Raw genomic sequence first — 19,090 nt, 5'->3', positions numbered from 1 at the left:
GTTTCCACTTTGGGTAGGGGCCCTACTTTTCGAGTTGGGCCAACACCTTTTCTAAATGTAGACCGTGGCTAGCCTTTAATAAGACCACGTCCCCGGTCGTTAAACTAGCTTGCAAAGCGTCGGTCAGGGCCTTGCGTTGCGCCGCTTGGTAGTAGTGCAGTTGCCCCGCTGGGTAGCCCGCCTTTAAGAGGGCGTCTTTTAATGCGCCCATCTCGCCACCAATTAAGTAGACTTCATCTAAGTGCCCATTCATGATGGCGTCACAAAGACCGGCGTGCAAGCGTGCGGAAGCCTCCCCGAGTTCTAGCATGTCCCCTAAGACGGCCACCCGCTTACCAGCGACCGGAATCGTGGCTAGGGTGGCTAAAACCTCTTTAACGGCGGTGGGGTTGGAGTTATAAACATCACTCAAGATCCGTTCACCGTTAGCCCCGGCCACCCATTCGGAGCGGTTTTCGGTTAGCTCAACGTTTTGCAGGGCTTGCTTCATGTTAGCGGGGGTGACGTGCATCAGCTTGCCGACCGTCATTGCGGCCAGGGCGTTGTTGACGTTGTACTCCCCGACCAGCGGAATGGTGAAGACTTCATCCGGCCATTGGTTAACCGTGAAGCTGACGTGGTCAACGTCCGGGTTAACGCTAGTGGCGTAGAGGTCGTCATCAAGCTGGCGGCCAAAGGTCTTAGTCTGTTGGCTCAACTTCGCGGCCCGTTCCCGCAATAGCGGTTCGTCACCGTCATAAACAAAGGTCCCGTCTTCGGCCAAACCGTGGGTGATCTCCATCTTGGCGTCGGCGATCTTATCGCGGCTACCAAAGAATTCGATGTGGGCTTCCCCAATCATCGTCACCACCGCAATATCCGGCGTCGTCAACCGGCTTAACAGGTCTAATTGACCAAAGCGGTCCATCCCCATTTCAACCACCACCGCTTCGGTATTGGCTTCCATGTTCAAGAGGGTGACCGGAACGCCAATTTCGTTGTTGAAGTTGGCGTAGGTCTTAATGACGTTCATTTGGGTCGCCAGGATTGACGCCACCATGTCCTTGGTGGTCGTCTTCCCGTTACTTCCCGTCACCGCCACGACAACGGGGTTAATCTTGTTTAGGTAGTACTTCCCCAGTTGTTGCAAAGCTTCAAGGGGGTCATCAACCACGAGCCGTGGGTACCCATCAGCGGGATCATAAGGGTGATCTTTAGCCCACAGGGTCGCTTTCGCCCCGTTTTCAAAAGCCTTGGCCACGTATTGGTGACCATCTTGTTCCCCCTTTAAGGGCACAAACAAGCCCCCCGCTTCCAAATTCCGCGAATCGAAAGCGACACTTCTCACCTCAATGTCTCCCCACTGATCAACCTGATTGTGGGCCTGAATTGCCTGGGCAATTTCAGCTAAGCTCATTTTCATGGGTCTTAATCCTCTTCTTAAATCTGCTAATCGCATCGTAGTCTAACAATTAATTATAGCACTGATCGCAGGGGAAGGCGAACTTGAGACAGTAAAAGGGAGTGATCACCACAAGTGGTAACCACTCCCTTTGTTGCTAGAAAGCGTCTTTGGCATTTCTAACCATCATAATTTTTACATTTTTTCCAAGCGTTCGATCCGTGCCTCCAGTGGCGGGTGAGTATCAAACAAGCCTGAAAGACTCTTGTGACGGGCGTTTTCCTGGGGATCACTGATGTACAACGCGGCACTGGCCGGGTCGACGTTTTGCATCGGCTCGGCGTGTTGTAATTGCCGCAGGGCACTAATCATCCCCTGGGGGTTCCGGGTTAACTCCACTGCCCCGGCATCGGCCTGGTATTCCCGCTGCCGCGACAGGGCCATCTGGACCATTGTAGCTGCTAGGGGCGCCAAGATGATCAAGAGGATTGAACCGATGATGGCAAAGACGCCACCGGCCCCTTCCTCGCGGTCATCGCGCCGGCTACTAGCCCCAAACCACATAAAGTTACCGGCAAAGTTAACTAACAAGGAGATCGCCGCCGTCAGGGCTAAGGCAATCGTTTGTAAGCGAATGTCGTAGTTGCGCACGTGGGTCATTTCGTGGGCCATGACGCCTTCTAATTCCTCACGGTTCATAATCGCCAGTAAGCCGGTCGTGGCCGCCACCGCCGCGTGTTGCGGGTTATTACCGGTCGCAAAGGCGTTGGGACTCGGGTCGTCAATGATGAAGACCCGTGGCATCGGCACCCGGGCCACCAGCGCCATATCTTCGACGATGTGCCAAAGCTCCGGTGCTTCATCGGCGGAATGGATTTCGCGGGCGTTATTCATGCTCATTACGACGTCAGTCGATTGGCCGACCATGATCGAGACGTAGATCACGGCGATCACCAGCGCGATGATCACCCCACCGGTGGCCGTCCCCGCAAAGAGGTAGCCAACCGCCGCCCCGATTAAGGCGACCAGGAAAACAAAGCCGGCCATCACCAGGATGGTCCGGCGCTTATTCTTAACAATTTGTTGGTAAAGCATCGGCGTTTACCTAATCAAAGCTAACCTTGGGGGCTTCCTTAGCGCTTTCGGGAACCTGCAGGTATTCCATGGCGGTGAAGTGGTGAACCTTAGCCACCATATTGGAGGGGAAGGTTTGAATCCGGGCGTTAAAAGTGGCGACCGTTGAGTTGTACAGTTGCCGGGAGTAAGCAATCTTGTTTTCGGTGTTGCTCAATTCCTCCATCAGCTTCGTATACTCAGTGGAGGCCTTTAGGTCCGGATAGTTTTCGGCTACGGCGTAAACCGAGCCCAGGGCCTGGGTCAGGCGGTTAGAAACGTCCATCTTTTCTTGGTGGGCGTCATCCGGCAGGCTTGCCAGTTGAGTCCGCAGACTGGTCACCTTTTCTAAGGTGGCAGCTTCGTACTTGCTGTAGCCCTTCACCGTCTCCAAGAGGTTCGGGATCAAGTCGTTACGCCGTTGCAGCTGCACGTCAATTTGACTCCAGGCTTCTTGAGCGTGGGTCCGGAGGTTAACCAAACCGTTATACATCATAACGTAGGCAACCACCAATAAAACAAGAATCACAATAATAATGATTGTGGTCATCGTTGTCCTCCTTTTGTTCTTGTTACTAAGGCTATTTTAGCAGTTTTCCAAATCCAAGGGAAGCCAAACGCCGTCCACTAGCCCCCCAGCTAACTTTTCTGTATTATGGAAATGAATTTAGAAAGGACGTGACGTTTTGAAAGTAATCTTTGTCTGCCTAGGTAACATCTGTCGCTCCCCGATGGCCGAAGCGATGTTTTACCAACTACTGGTCACTAACCACTTAACGGACCAGGTTAGCGTTTCTTCGCGGGCCACTTCCAGCGAAGAAGAGGGCAACCGTCCCCACCCGGGTACCCGCCAAATTTTAGAAGAACACCATTTAGATGACCGGGGCCACCGGTCAACGCCGATTAAGCGCCAAGACTTTTACGACGCCGACCTAATCATTGGTATGGACGACATGAACATGCACCACCTGCGGGCAATTGCCCCTAAAGGAGAACAAGACAAGGTCCGTGCCATCAACGACCTGACCCCGGGCCACCAGGGCGAACCAATCCCTGACCCTTGGTACACCCTACGCTTTGATGACACCTACAACAGCCTCAAGCGGGCCCTCCCTTACTGGTTGGACTACGTAAAGGAGCGGTTAGACTAAAGCTTTCCCCAATTAAACTAAACACCCGATCAAAAAAATAGCTGAAGAGCAACGTCTAAACAACGTCGTCTTCAACTATTTTTTATTGACCATTCGTGTACTTGCCGCTTAGGTTCTTTTGGATCTTGGCGGGGGCTTTGTCGTAGGCGACCACCTTAACTAGCTTACCACGCATCAACAAGCGTCGGGCCCCGGTGGCGTCACAGGTCACCAGGGTGAGGATATTTTCCTTAGTGTTATCGATCACGTCAACCCGGGTGGCGTCAATAAACTTTCGCTCGTACAACTTATACTCGTAAACCTTTTTCATATCGGTGATGTAGACCAACTGGCCGACCTTACCGTGGTAGTAAAGAGGCGAAAAGAGGATCTTAGAGCCGTTAGCCATGTTGTGAGCGGCCAGTGGGTAGTTGCCCTTCCCCATTTCTTGATCGGCCCGCATCGTTCCGGCCGCTAGCGCCAAGGTCGTGTTAGAAACCCCCTTGGCAATCGGGATCCGCAGGTTGATCGCCGGGATCGAGATCACCCCGATCACGTTAATTGATTCCTTCTTGGCCCGGGCCGCGGCCACCGTCTGTAGATTCAAGTCCTTGACGCTGCTGAAATCGTAACTGACCTTTTTCTTCTCGTTTTTTGCCACCAGCGACTTGGTCACCTGTGGTTGATAAGTGTTAACCAGGTAATCTTTAACCTGCTGATTAAAGATCAAGACCAGGCTGAGGGCAAGCCCCAAAATGATCACTAACCAGTACAAGGTGGTTTTCCACCATCGTTTCTTTTTCATCATGCCCTCCCGTCAGTGTTAAAATATCAAAGTCAGTATACACTATGTCAGAAGGGAATGGTACGAATTGGTATCATCGCGTCGCCCCGTCTGGGTTCGCAACCTGCGGGTCCTTTCAGTGGGTGTTTTCTTTGCCGGAATGGGGTTTTCTGAGGTGACCTCCTTCCTTTCTTTATACATTGCCACCCTCGGTCACTTCAGCCACCAGCAGCTGAACTTCTTTTCCGGGCTAGCCTTTTAGGCGATGTACTTCGTTTCCGCCTTTATCTCCCCCGTCTGGGGACGGTTAGCGGACCGCTACGGGCGCAAACCGATGTGCCTGCGCGCCGCCCTGGGAATGGCAATCGTTTTGGGGGCGATGGGGTTAGTCACCAACGTCTGGCAACTGATTGGGCTACGGATGGTCCAGGGGGTCTTTGCCGCTTTCATTTCCAACTCCAACGCCCTGATCGCCACCGAGACCCCCAAGGAAAAGAGTGGTGGCGCCATCGGGGTAATAGCCGCTGGGGCGACCGGTTTTGTTTTCATCAACCTGTCCCTCTTTTTCGTCAACGTCTTCTTGCCCCTGCGCAAGGCGAACCACTAAAATTAAGACCACGCTCCGTCGGCCAGGCCGCAAAGGAGGGTGGTCTTTTTTGTTCGCCACGCACCGTGGTTAGTTTGTTAATCAGGGCGTTGCCGATTCAACAAAAAAACGCCCCACCGAAGTGAGACGCTTTAACGAAGTTTGGTTTACTTGAAACCGTACTTCTTGTTGAACTTGTCGACTGCCCCGTCGGCCTGGGTGAACTTTTGCTTCCCAGTGTAGAACGGGTGGGAGTCGGACGTAACTTCAACCCGGACAAGCGGGTATTCGTTACCATCTTCCCATTCAACGGTTTCCTTGGAAGTAGCCGTTGAACCGGAGATAAACTTGTAACCAGTTGCTGAGTCTTCGAAGACTACCAAGTGGTAATCTGGGTGAATTCCTTGCTTCATAATTTAATACGCTCCTTTTGCCATGAATCATTGCCTGAAACATAGTTATTTCAATAACCCTAATAGAGTAACACGTGCTCAGTCAAAAAGCAACCTAGTCTTGCTCATCGTCTTCAATCCGGACGTTGGCGTTTAGACGATTGAGCTTCCAAACAATGCGGTCGTAACCACGTAGGATGTTGTCGGCCTTGTGGATAACGGTTTGACCGTCTGCCATTAACCCGGTAATCACCAGGGAAGCCCCGGCCCGAATTTCACCGGCCTCAACGTCAGCGCCGTTAAAGTGATCGGTGTGCTCGATCGTAATCTTTCCGTCGCCGGCTGCGATCTTCATCCCCATCTTTTGCAATTCGGGGATGTGCTTGACCCGCTTAGGATAGATCGTATCCACCACCGTGCTTACCCCGGCGGCCTTGGCCATCAACGGGGTCAACGGTTGTTGTAAGTCGGTAGCAAAGCCCGGGTACGGCATCGTCTTAACGTGAACCGCCGTTAAGTGCTCCGCCTTAGGCACGTAGATCTTATCGGAATCGATCTTCAAATCAACCCCCATTTCGATCAACTTACTAGTGTAGGCTTCCAAGTGTTCAGGGATGACGTTATTGATCATCACCCCATCGCCCATGGCGGCCGCAAGGGAAAGGTAGGTGCCGGATTCAATCCGGTCCGCAATGATCGTGTGCGTGTTCATCGATTGCAGGGAGTTCACCCCGGTAATCCGAATCACGTCGGTCCCGACCCCGCGGATCTGCGCCCCCATGTTATTCAAAAAGGTGGCAAGGTCCACAATCTCTGGTTCCCGGGCGGCGTTTTCGATAATCGTTACCCCTTCGGCACGGACCGCCGCCAAGATGGCGTTGATCGTGGCCCCCACGGACACCATGTCCATGAAGATCCGCGTTCCGTGCAGGCCATTTGGTGCCTCCAAGTGGACGGTCCCGTTGTTTTCACTAACGGTAGCACCCAGGGCTTCAAAGGCCTTTAAGTGTTGGTCGATCGGCCGGGGGCCAATGTTATCGCCCCCGGGGAAGGTTAAGGTTGCCCGGTGGAAGCGGCCGAGTAGCGCTCCCATAAAGTAATACGATGCCCGCAAACTCTTAATGGCCTTGCTAGGCAGTTCGGCTTCAATGATTTGAGTTGGGTCAATGTCTAACACCCCGTGCTTAAAGGAAGAGTGCACGTTCATTGACTCTAAGATAATCATAAGATTGTGAACATCCAGGATGTCCGGCACAGTATCAAACTGGACGGGAGTATCGGCCAGGATCGCCGATGGAATGAGCGCGACGGTGCTATTCTTGGCGCCACCGATCGTTACTTCGCCCGAGAGTCGGTTCCCTCCTTGAATGATCATTTTTTTCATGATTAGGTATCCTCGCTTTTAAACATTTCATTTCATTTGATGAGGACCGTTTTGGCGTTAAAACAGTCAATATTCATGATAATGAAACTGGCCCTAAATTACAAGCATTTCCCGGGATTCTTAACCTTTTTACCCACCGACATTTCCCAACGCCAAGCACCATTTCCCGCCTTTTCCCGGGAAATGGTTCGCCTTTCAGCCGCTAATGGACTAGTCCGCTGCCGCAGCCTTAACAAAGGCAGCAAATAATCCTTCCGGACGGTTAGGCCGGGAGAGGAATTCTGGGTGGTATTGGGCGGCCACGAAGAACTTGTTTTCCGGTAGTTCTACCACTTCGACCAGGTTTCGGTCCGGGTTCACCCCAGAAACGACCAGGCCGTGGTCTTCCATTTCCTGCCGGAAGGCGTTGTTAAATTCGTAACGGTGCCGGTGGCGTTCGGAAATCATTTCCTGGTTACCGTACGCAGCGGCCGCTACCGTCCCCGGCTTCAGTTGGCATTGGTAAGCACCTAAACGTTGGGTTCCCCCCATGTCTTCCACGTCTTCTTGATCGGCCATCAGGTCAATGATGTTGTGCTTAGTGTCTTGATCAAATTCGGTTGAGTTCGCATCTTGGTAGCCCAAAACGTTCCGGGCGTATTCGATGCAGGCCACTTGCATCCCCAAGCAGATCCCCATGTACGGTACGTCTTGTTCGCGGGCGTACTTGATGGCGGTAATCATCCCTTCGATCCCGCGGCTCCCGAAACCACCCGGCACTAAGATCCCATCATAGTCCTTTAAGGTTTCTGCCACGTTGTCTTCGGTGATGTTTTCGGCGTTAAAGTGGTCAATCTTAACCTTGGCGTCAACCGGGTAGCCGGCGTGGCGCAGCGATTCGTTAACCGAAATGTAGGCGTCTTGTAAGTCAGTGTACTTACCAACCATGGCAATCTTGACCGTCTTCGTCAGGCCGTTTTCGATGTGGTCCACCATCTTGGTCCACTCGCCCATGTCGGCTTTTGGCACGTCCAAGCCGAAGTGATCAACTACCAGTTGGTCCATCCCTTGCTTTTGCAGGTTCAACGGCACTTCATAAAGGTTCTTGGCGTCCATTGATTCGACGACCGCCTTTGGTTCCACGTCACAGAAGAGGGCGATCTTGGTCCGCATATCATCGGTGATTGGTTCTTCGGTCCGCACCACCAGGATGTTGGGCTGGATCCCCAAGCCGCGCAGTTCGCGAACGGAGTGTTGGGTTGGCTTAGTCTTCATTTCACCGGCGGCCTTTAAGTACGGCACTAAGGTCGTGTGAATGTACAAGACGTTGTCTGCGCCCGCCTCTTTTTTCATCTGGCGAATTGCTTCCATGAACGGTTGGGATTCAATGTCACCAACGGTCCCACCGATTTCGGTAATCACGACCTCGGCGTCGGTTGATTCCCCGGCCCGGCGAATCTTTTCCTTGATCATGTTGGTGATGTGTGGGATCACCTGAACGGTCCGTCCCAGGTAGTCCCCGCGCCGTTCCTTACGCAAAACCTCGGAGTAAATCTTCCCGGTCGTCACGTTGGAGTACTTGTTCAAGTCGTTGTCAATGAACCGTTCGTAGTGCCCCAAGTCAAGGTCAGTTTCAGTCCCGTCGTTGGTCACGAAGACTTCCCCGTGTTGGTATGGGCTCATCGTCCCCGGGTCCACGTTAATGTAGGGATCAAACTTTTGGATGGCGATCTTTAAGCCACGGTTCTTTAACAGCCGACCCAATGAGGCCGCCACGATCCCCTTACCAAGGGATGAAACAACCCCACCAGTTACAAAAATATACTTCGTCATATGCTCTCTCCTTTACGCATGCCGGGGTTACAACAATAAAAACGGCTCCCTATTTCACGTGAAACAGGGAGCCGTTCATTTTTAAACTCAGTGTCCCAAATCTTTGGGAGCCCAAGTAAAATAATACGAAAACAACCATAATTAGTCAAGGCAATTGTTAAAGCAATTATTCCTCGTCGTCTTCTTTATCTTCTTCGTCCTCTTCTTCATCGTCGCCGAATTCGTCGCCGTGAAGCTCAGACAGTTGATCTTCGATGTTGGTTTCCTCGTCATCATCTTCAACGGGGTTATCCTCATCGTAGTCGTCTTCTTCGTAATCGTCGTCATCGTCTGGACCTTGATCATCATCCAGATCTTCATCTTCTGGATCATCGTTGTCGTAGTCGATCACATCGTCGTCGTCGTCAGTTCCTGCCAAGAAGGCATTGACCTTGCGCCGGCGCTTCTTTGGCCGATCTTCTTCGTCTTCGGTTTCACCAACCGTTGCTTCATCGATCGATTCGTACGGGTACCAGGCACGCAGGCCCCAGGTGTTATCACCAAGGGAAATAAAGCTGCCATCGACGTTCAGGTCCGTGTAAAACTGCGAGAGTCGTTCCCGAATTTCCTCGTCACTTTTACCAAGGTATTGTTGAATCTCGTTGGTCAAGTCGGCAAACGCCATTGCCTCATTATGGTAAGCTAAGATTGCGTGAGCCACTTCGATCATTGAAAGTTCTGATTTTTCCTGGCCATCGAAAACCTTTAAATCCAAATTGGTGCACTTCCCTTCAAAAAGTCTAAATTACATAGTATCATATCACGCTTCGAACCGCAATTCAATTTGGTAGGTTCCCACTAATTGGTCACCCGCCGTTAACTGGTAGGCCAAGTGTAAACTACCACTGGCCCGGGGCCAATTTAATTCGGCGACCAATTCGTCGGTAATGACCGTCAGCTGAATGATCCCATAGGGGGTGTGGTAACGGCTGGTGGTCTTCGTTTCGCGGTCAAAGGTCAGGCGGGTTTTAACCGGCCCGTTGCGGGTCAACTGAATGGCGCCGTCACCTAAACGAAATTGCACCGGGGTGGCTTGCCCCGCCTGGTGTTCCGTGTAGCGCAGGTAGCGTTGCCCGTTTGCTAGGGTCACCAGTTGACCATCTTCTTCAAACTGGTAGCTTTCTTCTTGCCCATCCTGGGCCATTCGGGTGGTTAAACGGACCCGAACTGGTATTACTTCACTCATAGTGCCCTCCCTTTCCCCCCTATCTTAACAGTTCTTGGTTTACCCGTCATCTATTCGGCAACTTTACCACAATCATGTATAATGGGGGCATTGACAACGTCACAGGGAGGAATCATGACATTTCAAGATGAAGCACTACCCCGGGAGAAGACCTTCCGTGACCCGATCCTGGGGACCATAATTGTTGATAACCAAATTATCCTCGACCTCATCAACACGCCGGAGTTTCAGCGTCTACGGCGGATTAAGCAGTTGGGGACTAGTTCTTTAACCTTTCACGGCGCCGAGCACTCGCGTTTTGGCCACTGCCTAGGGGTCTACGAAATTGCCCGCCGGATGTGCAACCATTTTCAACGCAACTACCCCACTCACCACCCCGGCGATGGGCTTTGGGATGATTCCGAGCGACCGGTCGCCTTATGCGCGGCCCTCTTACACGACCTCGGCCACGGTCCGTACTCACACACCTTCGAGCACATCTTCCACACCGACCACGAGGAGATTACCCGCCGCCTCATTACCAGCCCCACCACCAACATCCAACGGATCTTAGCCCGGGTCGCCCCGGATCTCCCCGCCCAGGTGGCTAGCGTCATCGATCATACCTATCACAACCAGCAAGTAGTCCAGATGATCTCTAGCCAGGTCGACGCCGACCGGATGGACTACCTACAACGCGACGCCTATTACACCGGCACCAACTACGGTAAGTTCGACCTCGACCGGGTCTTATCGGTGATGCGGCCCATCCAAGGTGGGATCGCCTTTGAAATCTCCGGGATGCACGCGGTCGAAGACTACATCATCTCCCGCCTGCAAATGTACTTGCAGATTTACTTCCACCCGGTTTCCCGGTCGATGGAAGTCATCTTAGACCACTTGCTCAAGCGGGCCAAGTACCTCTACCAACACCCTAACGATTACCAGCCGACCTTTACCCCCTACATGCTGATGCCCTTTTTCAACAACCGGTTCACACTGGATGACTACCTCTCCTTAGATGATGGGGTCTTATCGACCTACTTCATCCACTGGACCAAAAGTGAAGACGACATCTTAGCCGACCTGGCCCGGCGCTTTTTAAACCGGCGCCCCTTCAAGTCCGCCCTTTACGACAACCAGACTGGCGCCATGCTAGAGAAGCTGACCGACCTGATCGCTACGGCGGGCTTTAACGCCGAGTACTACACGGCCACTAACTCATCGTACAAGTTGCCTTACGATACCTACCACCCGCAAAGCAGTAAACCCCAATCCCAGATCGAACTAATTCAACCAAACGGCGAGTTAGTTGAGCTCACTGAGGTGTCAACTTTGGTGGCGGCAATTGCCGGGCGCCAAGCCGGTGACGAGCGCTTCTTTTTCCCCAAGGAGATGCTGGCCGAACACGACAACATCGAAATCTTTGAGCCGATCTACCAAGAGTTTCAACACTACATTTCTAACAACCACATCATCATTCCCGACTAAGGAGGCAGACCATGTCCATTAAATTAATCGCCATTGACATTGACGGCACCCTGATCAACGACCAATTAGAAATCACCGAAAAGACCAAGGAGACCCTGCAAAAAGCCACCGCCCAAGGCATCAAGGTGGTTTTGTGTACGGGGCGGCCCATGACCGGGGTCCACAAGTACTTGGATCAACTCGGCATCAACAACTTAGCTGATCAGTACGTAATTTCTTTCAACGGGGCCCTGGCCCAAACCACCTCCGGGCAGGTAATTTCCCAATTCACCCTCCCCTTTGAAAAACTCGTCGACCTCTCCGCCGTTGCCCTCAAAGCGGACGTCCACCTCCTGGCCGAAACCGCCGACGCGATGTATGTCTTAAACCAAGACATCAGTTCCTACGCCGTTTACGAATCGAGCCTGGTTTCCTTGCCGATCACCTACAAGTCCATTGACCAGTTAAACACCATCAAAAACGACTTAGTTATTTCCAAGCTGATGATCACCGATGAACCAGCCGCCATTGATGGCTTTAGCGCTAAACTAACGGCGCCCATTAAGCGGGCCTTTAACATCGTCCGCTCCGAACCTTACTACCTGGAATTCGTTAACCCGTCGGCTAGCAAGGGGGCGGCGCTGGCTTCCCTAGGCCAGGAACTGGGGGTCGCCCGTACCGAAATGATGGCGATTGGTAACGCCCAAAACGACGAATCGATGATCACCTACGCCGGCATCGGGGTGGCAATGAGCAACTCGATCCCGTCGACGATTCAACTGGCCGACGAACTGGTCGCCGACAATAACCACGACGGGGTCGCCGAGGCCGTCGAGAAGTTTGCCTTGGCTTAAAGGAAGTGGAAACTGACCTCCGAAGCAGCCCGGATGACTAAGCTAGGACGGAGATTGGTGCGCCACGCACCGTTTATTTAAATGAGACCAAAAAAAAATAGCTGGAGATCACGTTTTTTAACGTTGATCTTCAGCTATTTTTGGTTCATTGATTAGGGAAGTTGGTTTCCCAATCATTAAGAAATCTTCGTTACGCTACCCGTCTCGGCGTTGTATTCGTAAATCCCGATCAGGTTAGCCACCGTGTTGTCCTGGTTATTTTGCCGCACTTCAAAGCGGTAAACGCTCCCGTTCTTTTGAACCGGGATAATGCCGTATCCTTGTTGGTTAAAGCCCATCTTAGTGGCAAAGGCGTCAATCACGTCTTCGCTCGTGCTTTGGGCCACGGATGCGTTGGCTGCGGAACTGCTGGAACTACTAGTAGCTGCCGCGGTCGTCGCACTCGTTGCTGAAGAAGTGGCACTAGAACTCGTGGTCGAGCTGCTTGATTCAGCCGCCGCAATCTTACTCCGCAGGCTCTGGTAAGCTTCCTTAATGGCCGAGGAGCTGGAAGAAGCCGTATTCAGGTTCGTCAGGGCTTGATCGTAGTTGCCGTTGTTGTAGGCCTTTTTAGCCGCAATGTAGTTTTGAAGGTCGGTGGCAAGGGCGCGACTTTCACTCGTGGACTTAGTAACGCTGTTCACTTCGTCCAAGGCTTGTTGGTACTTGCCCTGTTCAATCAACTTTTCTGCCGCGGCGATCTTGTCGGCCGCCGTGACCGTCTTTTTTGAACTGGTCGAGGAGCTCTCATTCGTTGAACTGCTGGACGAAGAGCTGGCTCCCTTGCTACCACAAGCAGCAAGGCTTAACACCGTTGCCAAGGCGGCGGTGCCGACCATTGCCTTCTTGAAAAAGCTTCTGTTCATCTTATTTCCTCCTTTGTCTTGTCACATTATACCATTCCTCACCCAATCTAACATTGTTGATCGAAAGGAAAAGGGGGCGTGACCACCTGGCCACGCCCCCTGTGCTAACTTATTTTTCAATATTTTCTTGCCGGAAACGGTTATTAAACAGGGGACTAACTGCGCGATTTTCGTTAATTCGTTTGATAGCATCGGCAATTAACGGTGCCACCGAAACCTGCTTAATCTTTGTAATTTGTTTTTCTTCTGGTAGGCGAATCGTGTCGGTCACCACCACTTCCTTGAGCGGGGAGTTGGCCAACCGTTCGATTGCCGGACCAGACAAGACGGCGTGGGTACAAGAAGCGTAAACCTCTTCGGCTCCGGCGTCAATTAGGGCCTGAGACCCCTTGGAAATCGTACCGGCCGTGTCGATCATGTCGTCAATCATGATGCACTTCTTGCCCTTAACGTTCCCAATGATGTTCATAATTTGGGCAACGTTGGCCTTCGGGCGCCGCTTATCAATGATGGCAATCGGCGCCTTCAAGAATTCGGCCAGGGCCCGGGCCCGGGTCACCCCACCGTGGTCCGGTGAAACAACAACGGTCTTGTCAGCCACCCCTTCGCGAATGAAGTAGTCGGCTAACAGCGGGGCACCCATCAAGTGGTCGACGGGGATGTCAAAGAACCCTTGGATCTGGGCGGCGTGCAAGTCGAGTGCCACCACCCGGTCAACCCCGGAATTTTGGAGCATGTTGGCCACCAACTTGGCCGTGATTGGTTCACGGGAGCGGGCCTTGCGGTCTTGACGTGCGTAACCGTAGTACGGGAGTACCACGTTGATCGTGTTAGCGCTGGCCCGGCGCAGGGCATCGACTAAGATCAGGAGCTCCATCAAATTGTCGTTGACCGGGGCCGACGTCGATTGGATCACGTAGACGTTATCGCCCCGAATACTCTCTTCAATGTTAATTTGAATTTCGCCGTCACTAAAACGGTCCACGGAAAGCTTTCCCAGTTCCACCCCAACGTAGGCGGCAATTTTTTCCGCTAACGGCCGGTTGGAGCTGAGGGAAAAAATCTTTAATTTAGGGTCAAAATAACGTTCTTTCATTAGGTCCTCCGATATCGTAAAGATCTTAACTCATCACTTTTTATGATAGTTATTCCCCCCCTAAAAAGCAAGCTCTTACCAGGGGAGTTTTTTGGCGTAACCCGGCTTATTGACTTGGCGGGCGCGGGCAATCGCCATATCAAATTGTTCGGTGCTGTCCGTGATGGTGGAACCGGCGGCCACAAAGGAATCGGCGGCAATGTTGACCGGCGCCACAATGTTGGAGTTAGAACCGATAAAGGCGTGATCCCCAACGTTGGTGTGGAGCTTGTTGGTGCCGTCGTAATTGACGAAGACAACCCCGCAGCCTACGTTGATGTTTTTACCCAAGGTAGCGTCGCCAATGTAGGACAGGTGACCGACCTTGGTTCCGGCTCCAATGTAGGCCTTCTTGACCTCGCAGAAATTACCGACGTGGACGTTTTCGCCTAGTTCGGCTTCCGGACGCAGGTGACTGTTTGGTCCCACGTCAGCCCCGGAGTGGACCTCTGACCTTTCCAGGGTCGAAGACATGATGGTCACGTCATCGTGTAAGGTGCTGTCTTCAATCCGCGAACCGGCGCCAATCAAGCAGTCGGCCCCGATCGTCGTCCGCCCCTTGATGACCACGTTCCCTTCAATGACCGTGTCTTGGCCGATTTGTACGTCGGTATCGATGTAGGCCGTTTCAGGATCCACCAGGGTCACCCCATCCTTCATCAGCTGGGTGTTGATCCGCTTTTGCATAATCTTAGTGGCTTTGGCAAGGGCGCTCCGGTCGTTAACCCCCATTGACTCATCAAAGTCTTCCATTTGGTAGGCGGTAACGATTTCGCCTTCCTCCTTTAAGATCCCGATTACGTCGGTTAGGTAGTATTCCCCCTGGGCGTTATCGTTGGTCAAGCGCTTGAGGGCCGCAAAAAGCTTTTGGTTATCGAAGCAGTAGACCCCGGTGTTGATTTCGTGGATGGCCTGTTCTTCAACGCTGGCGTCTTTTTGTTCGACGATCCGTTCCACAATCCCAATTTCGTTGCGGACGATCCGCCCGTAACCGGTTGGGTCCGGTGCCTTGGAAGTTAAGATCGTTACGGCCGCGTGGCGTTGTTCGTGGTATTGGAAGAGGTGGTTGAAGGTCGCCGCCGTAAATAAGGGGGTGTCCCCGGAAACCACCAGGGTCTGACCAGCTAATTCACCTAGTAGGTCTTCTGTTTGTATCACCGCGTGCCCGGTCCCCAGTTGTTGCTTTTGTAAGGCGTAGCGCACTTGATCACCCAAGGCGTCTTTAACGGTGTCGGCACCGTAACCAACCACGGTCACGATGTTTTGGATGTCGGCCGCTTGCAGTTGGGTCAAGACGTGCTCCACCATCGTCTTACCACAAACCTGGTGTAAGACCTTGTGGAGCTTGGACTTCATCCGGGTTCCCTTCCCGGCTGCCAGAATAATTGCGTTCTTGTTTACCATCGTTGCCATCCTTTCTTAGTCTTGGTCCCCAAACACCTTGGCCAGGTAATTCCCCGGTTGGGCGCTAATCTTCTTGTTAACGCCGTCCTCGGCCGTCACCTTGATCAAGGAGGTGCAGTCTTCTACTAAGCGTTGGCCGGAGAATTGACCCTCGGCAAAGACGGTCATCCCAATTAAGTGGGCGCCGAATTCGTTGATCAGGGATTGCATCCCGTTGAGGGTTCCCCCACCCTTTAAGAAGTCGTCGACGATCACCACGTTGGCCCCTTCCTTGAGGGTCCGGCGGGAAAGTTCCATCTTCTTAATCCGTTGCGATGACCCCGACACGTAGTTCACCGACACGGTTGATCCCTCGGTGATGTGTGACGAGTTCCGCACGATCACAAACGGCTTGTTTAAATACATCGCCACGCTCTGGGCGATCGGAATTCCCTTGGTTTCCACGGTCATAACCACGTCCACGTCCTTATCGACGTACTGGGTGGCCACCAAGCGACCAACTTCGCGGAGGATTTCCGGACGCCCTAACAAGTCGGACAAGTAAACGTAGCCCCCAGGCAGGAGCCGGGAATCGTCGTTAACGGCTGCCACTAGCTCATCAATAACCCGGGTGGCGTTTTCCTCGGCGTACAGTGGCGTCAAACGTGCACCACCAGAAGCACCTGGTAGGGTTTCTAAACGGCCGACCCCCCAATCAGCTAAGGTGGTCCGAATAATGCTTAAGTCTTCAGAAATCGAGGACTTAGCCGAGCCGTAACGTTCCCCAAAGTACTTCAGGGATACCAATTCACGGGGGTGTTCGAGCAGGTAGCGCGTCATGTCAACCAGCCGGTTACTACGTCTTACTTTCATCTTCTTACCTCTTTACTTGATGCCGGTCAACCTGGCCAGCGAATTTTGGGTCTTCCTAAGTGATTTACCTTGCCATAATACCATAATTGTTCGTCTTTTGCCTAATTATTATCAAAAATTACCCAACGTTAAACGATTTATCCGAAAAATAAAAAAAGCCATTCCGAACATGGTTCGGAATGGCTTTTTTTAAGTTACTGATATTAGAAAGCACCCGTGGTCACTTAAGCAACCACCCGGTGGTGATAGTAAAGGGCGCTGACGTAGATCACGACTTCAATCACGGCGATGAAAAACGAGATCGGCCAGTTAGTGACGTAGCCCAGGTAAAGGCCCAACCAAGTCCCCAACAGGGCAAATAAAATCGCTAAGCCGATCATCTTGGCGGTCCCGGTGGCGTAGTACTTAGCCGCGGCCGCCGGGAGGGTTAAGAGGATAAAGATTAGCAGGGAGCCCACGATCTGGGCCGCCACGGAAACGGACAGGGCGACCAGGATTAAAAAGGTTACCGACACGAGCGTTCCGTTGACCCCGTTAACCCGGGCCCCCACCGGATCAAAGGAATCAAACTTGAGGCGCCGGTACATGAGAAAGACCACCGCCAGGACTAACAGCGACAATAAGACCAGCTGCCACACTTCCCGCTTGGAAATCCCCACCACCGAACCAAAGAGGATGCTCGTCGCTGAGCTAGCCGTTTGGTTAGACAGGGATAAAAAGAGGATCCCCAACCCGATAAACAGGGCCGAAACCGCCGAAATCACAGCTTCGCGCCGGGATTCTTTAATGCTCATCTGCCCGACCATTACCGACGACAGCATGGTAAACAAGAGCATCCCGTTTAGGGCCTGCCAGCCGGCAAAAACGGCAAACGAGGCCCCGGCAAAGCCAATTTCAGACAGGGTGTGGGTCAAAAACGACATCCGCCGGGCGACCACAAAGACCCCGATCACTCCCGATACGATCGCAATGAAGGTCGAAGCAATAAAGGCGTAACGCATAAATGACAGTTCAAACATTATTCTTCCTCCTCGCCCATCGGTAGTTCGCTGATTGGTCCGCTCGTCGCCTGCCCCGCTTCTAGGTGTAAGTAACGGGTCCCATAGTGGCGAGCAAGGTCCCAATCATGGGTGACAAAGAGGACGGCCCCTCCCTTGGCCCGGAAGTCTTCCACCAGGTCAAGCAAGTCGTACTTCATTTCGTTATCGAGGCTGGCCGTTGATTCATCTAAAATCAAGAGTTGCGGGTCGGCTAACAGGGCCTGAGCCAAGTAGGCCCGTTGCTTTTCGCCCCCCGACGCCATACCGAGTGGCCGGTCGGCAATCCGGGTCAGGTCGGTCGCGGCCACAATTTGCTTAACCCTTTGCCGCTCCGTTCGGTTCAACCACGGTATCCGGTTGGTCGGTAAGTTTAGGGCCACAAAATTGCGAACCGACAGGGGGTATTCGCTATCCAAGTTCCGGAACTGGGGGACGTAGCCGATCTTGATGTCTGAAGCCAGCTTGATCTGGCCCTGGCGGGGCTTTAATTGCCCTAACAAGGAGCGGACCATCGTCGTCTTCCCGACCCCGTTTTCCCCCACAACGACTAAAAAGTCACCCGGGTTAACCTGAAAATTCAGGCCCGTAATGACTTCTTTATCGCCGTAAGCTAGTGTTAAGTTTTCGACGTTTACAATTGGGATAATTATTCACCTCGTTGGATTTTAAGCAAGGCTTGGTATTGCTTGGTCATCCAAGAAACGTAGTCCTCCCCGTCTGGTTCGGATTCAGTTACGTTTAAGACCGGAACGTTGTTTTCCTTGGCTAACTTAACCAGGTTTTCCACCGTTTTGCCGCTTTCTTGGCTGTTGTTAACAAAGAAGGCGATCCGGTGGTTGGTAATGTCATCTTGGATTTGTTGGATGTCCTTTGGTGACGGATCACTGTCATCTTCAACGGCCTTTTCAAAGTGTTGGTCATTGATTTGGTAACCCAAGTTTTCCAAGGCGTAATCGAAGACCGGTTCGCTAACGTCCACTAAGCGGTTATCGCCCACGTTTTGCTTGGCTTGTGCAATTACCTTGTCGAGCTTTTGTAATTTGGCTTGGTAAGCCTTGGCGTTTTTTTCGTAGTCGGCCTTGTGGTCGGGATCCAGCTTGCTAAATTGCTTGGCTAAGGTGGTGGCCAAAGTGCTCATCGTTGCCGGGCGGTACCAAACGTGTTCGTTAGCGCCGTCTTTTTCCTTGGCGACTTGTTCACCGACGTTAATCAGGGTGATCTTGTTCTTGCTGTCGGCCTTGACCATCTTACTCATCCAAGCGTCGTAACCCAGCCCGTTTTCAATCGCCACGTTAGCGATGGCAACCTGCTTGGCCTGCTTGGTCGTTGGTTGGAACTCGTGGGGTTCAACGGCCGAACTGTTAATAAAGGAGGTCACCGTCCCGTGATCCCCAGCCACGGCCTTGGCTACTTCTCCGTAGAAGTTCAGGCTCGTCACCACGCGGATTGGCTTTTGGTGGGACTTAGACGGGCTCCACCCCGTCACCATTAAGCCCACGATTACGGCGAGGACGACCACAAGCGCCCCAATTCCCCAGTATTTTCGCTTCATCACAAAATCCTCCAGTCTTATTTCCCATTAAATCGTAATCCTTACGATTAAGACTGAAGAATAATAACTGGTCTGGGTCAAAATGGCAAGCC

The 19,090-nt window shown here is 52.5% G+C and carries 19 protein-coding genes and 1 pseudogene; 4 read left to right on the top strand and 16 right to left on the bottom strand.

Annotated elements, in window-relative coordinates:
* Positions 1 to 22: 22 nt before the first annotated feature.
* The 3 genes from FG166_RS01485 to FG166_RS01475 all read right to left on the bottom strand — a co-directional run bounded on the left by FG166_RS01485 (position 23) and on the right by FG166_RS01475 (position 3,044).
* On the bottom strand, positions 23 to 1,402 hold the full coding sequence (locus tag FG166_RS01485) for a UDP-N-acetylmuramoyl-tripeptide--D-alanyl-D-alanine ligase (RefSeq protein ID WP_003686468.1): 1,380 nt from the start codon (positions 1,400 to 1,402) through the stop codon (positions 23 to 25).
* 174 nt (positions 1,403 to 1,576) lie between these two features.
* Complete coding sequence (htpX, locus tag FG166_RS01480; protein ID WP_003684022.1) at positions 1,577 to 2,476, bottom strand: zinc metalloprotease HtpX; 900 nt, start codon at positions 2,474 to 2,476, stop codon at positions 1,577 to 1,579.
* 10 nt (positions 2,477 to 2,486) lie between these two features.
* A complete protein-coding gene (locus FG166_RS01475; RefSeq protein WP_003684020.1) occupies positions 2,487 to 3,044 on the bottom strand; it encodes a LemA family protein in 558 nt (185 codons plus the stop codon).
* Between the two features lie 136 nt (positions 3,045 to 3,180).
* Here FG166_RS01475 and FG166_RS01470 point away from each other — a divergent pair, with 136 nt between their 5' ends.
* Positions 3,181 to 3,645 (top strand): low molecular weight protein-tyrosine-phosphatase, encoded by a 465-nt coding sequence (locus FG166_RS01470; protein WP_003684018.1) that lies wholly within the window; start codon positions 3,181 to 3,183, stop codon positions 3,643 to 3,645.
* A gap of 82 nt (positions 3,646 to 3,727) precedes the next feature.
* Here the strand turns inward: FG166_RS01470 and FG166_RS01465 are convergent, their stop codons facing one another.
* On the bottom strand, positions 3,728 to 4,432 hold the full coding sequence (locus FG166_RS01465; RefSeq protein WP_003684016.1) for a class A sortase: 705 nt from the start codon (positions 4,430 to 4,432) through the stop codon (positions 3,728 to 3,730).
* A gap of 64 nt (positions 4,433 to 4,496) precedes the next feature.
* On the opposite strand from FG166_RS01465, the pseudogene FG166_RS01460 reads away from it, so the two are divergent.
* Positions 4,497 to 4,943 (top strand): annotated as a pseudogene (locus tag FG166_RS01460) (MFS transporter); the annotation flags it as partial.
* A 218-nt stretch (positions 4,944 to 5,161) separates the two neighbouring features.
* Here the strand turns inward: FG166_RS01460 and FG166_RS01455 are convergent.
* The 5 genes from FG166_RS01455 to FG166_RS01435 all read right to left on the bottom strand — a co-directional run bounded on the left by FG166_RS01455 (position 5,162) and on the right by FG166_RS01435 (position 9,807).
* Entirely contained in the window at positions 5,162 to 5,407 is a 246-nt protein-coding gene (locus tag FG166_RS01455; RefSeq protein WP_003684008.1) for a type B 50S ribosomal protein L31, read from the bottom strand.
* A 94-nt stretch (positions 5,408 to 5,501) separates the two neighbouring features.
* Positions 5,502 to 6,770: a UDP-N-acetylglucosamine 1-carboxyvinyltransferase gene (locus FG166_RS01450; RefSeq protein ID WP_003684007.1), complete on the bottom strand. Its 1,269-nt coding sequence runs from the start codon at positions 6,768 to 6,770 to the stop codon at positions 5,502 to 5,504.
* A gap of 210 nt (positions 6,771 to 6,980) precedes the next feature.
* The gene (locus tag FG166_RS01445) at positions 6,981 to 8,582 is read right to left on the bottom strand and encodes a CTP synthase (protein WP_003684004.1); all 1,602 of its coding nucleotides are present in this window, start codon (positions 8,580 to 8,582) and stop codon (positions 6,981 to 6,983) included.
* 166 nt (positions 8,583 to 8,748) lie between these two features.
* Positions 8,749 to 9,336 (bottom strand): DNA-directed RNA polymerase subunit delta, encoded by a 588-nt coding sequence (gene rpoE / locus FG166_RS01440; RefSeq protein ID WP_003684002.1) that lies wholly within the window; start codon positions 9,334 to 9,336, stop codon positions 8,749 to 8,751.
* A 45-nt stretch (positions 9,337 to 9,381) separates the two neighbouring features.
* Positions 9,382 to 9,807, bottom strand: coding sequence for a YwiB family protein (locus tag FG166_RS01435; protein WP_003686451.1), 426 nt, complete (start codon positions 9,805 to 9,807; stop codon positions 9,382 to 9,384).
* A gap of 114 nt (positions 9,808 to 9,921) precedes the next feature.
* Here FG166_RS01435 and FG166_RS01430 point away from each other — a divergent pair, with 114 nt between their 5' ends.
* Entirely contained in the window at positions 9,922 to 11,277 is a 1,356-nt protein-coding gene (locus FG166_RS01430) for an HD domain-containing protein (RefSeq protein WP_021349686.1), read from the top strand.
* An 11-nt stretch (positions 11,278 to 11,288) separates the two neighbouring features.
* A complete protein-coding gene (locus FG166_RS01425) occupies positions 11,289 to 12,110 on the top strand; it encodes a Cof-type HAD-IIB family hydrolase (RefSeq protein ID WP_003683998.1) in 822 nt (273 codons plus the stop codon).
* Between the two features lie 176 nt (positions 12,111 to 12,286).
* Here the strand turns inward: FG166_RS01425 and FG166_RS01420 are convergent, their stop codons facing one another.
* The 7 genes from FG166_RS01420 to FG166_RS01390 all read right to left on the bottom strand — a co-directional run bounded on the left by FG166_RS01420 (position 12,287) and on the right by FG166_RS01390 (position 18,998).
* Entirely contained in the window at positions 12,287 to 13,015 is a 729-nt protein-coding gene (locus tag FG166_RS01420; protein ID WP_003683996.1) for a hypothetical protein, read from the bottom strand.
* A 109-nt stretch (positions 13,016 to 13,124) separates the two neighbouring features.
* Positions 13,125 to 14,111 (bottom strand): ribose-phosphate diphosphokinase, encoded by a 987-nt coding sequence (locus FG166_RS01415; RefSeq protein WP_003683994.1) that lies wholly within the window; start codon positions 14,109 to 14,111, stop codon positions 13,125 to 13,127.
* Positions 14,112 to 14,186: 75 nt separating this feature from the next.
* The gene (gene glmU, locus FG166_RS01410; protein WP_035431198.1) at positions 14,187 to 15,554 is read right to left on the bottom strand and encodes a bifunctional UDP-N-acetylglucosamine diphosphorylase/glucosamine-1-phosphate N-acetyltransferase GlmU; all 1,368 of its coding nucleotides are present in this window, start codon (positions 15,552 to 15,554) and stop codon (positions 14,187 to 14,189) included.
* Positions 15,555 to 15,569: 15 nt separating this feature from the next.
* Positions 15,570 to 16,406 carry a pur operon repressor gene (gene purR, locus FG166_RS01405; protein WP_003683990.1) on the bottom strand — a complete coding sequence of 279 codons (837 nt, stop codon included), beginning with the start codon at positions 16,404 to 16,406 and terminating at the stop codon, positions 15,570 to 15,572.
* Between the two features lie 224 nt (positions 16,407 to 16,630).
* Complete coding sequence (locus tag FG166_RS01400; protein ID WP_003683987.1) at positions 16,631 to 17,425, bottom strand: metal ABC transporter permease; 795 nt, start codon at positions 17,423 to 17,425, stop codon at positions 16,631 to 16,633.
* Complete coding sequence (locus tag FG166_RS01395) at positions 17,425 to 18,090, bottom strand: metal ABC transporter ATP-binding protein (RefSeq protein ID WP_031274189.1); 666 nt, start codon at positions 18,088 to 18,090, stop codon at positions 17,425 to 17,427. Before FG166_RS01395 ends, FG166_RS01400 begins: the two co-directional genes overlap by 1 nt.
* Positions 18,091 to 18,092: 2 nt before the next feature.
* Entirely contained in the window at positions 18,093 to 18,998 is a 906-nt protein-coding gene (locus tag FG166_RS01390) for a metal ABC transporter solute-binding protein, Zn/Mn family (RefSeq protein WP_003683982.1), read from the bottom strand.
* Between the last annotated feature and the right edge of the window lie 92 nt (positions 18,999 to 19,090).

The sequence above is a fragment of the Limosilactobacillus fermentum genome, assembly GCF_013394085.1.
GTDB classification, from domain to species: Bacteria; Bacillota; Bacilli; order Lactobacillales; family Lactobacillaceae; genus Limosilactobacillus; species Limosilactobacillus fermentum.
Note: the sequence above shows the minus strand (reverse complement) of the source record. Positions and strands in the feature narration are given on the sequence as shown.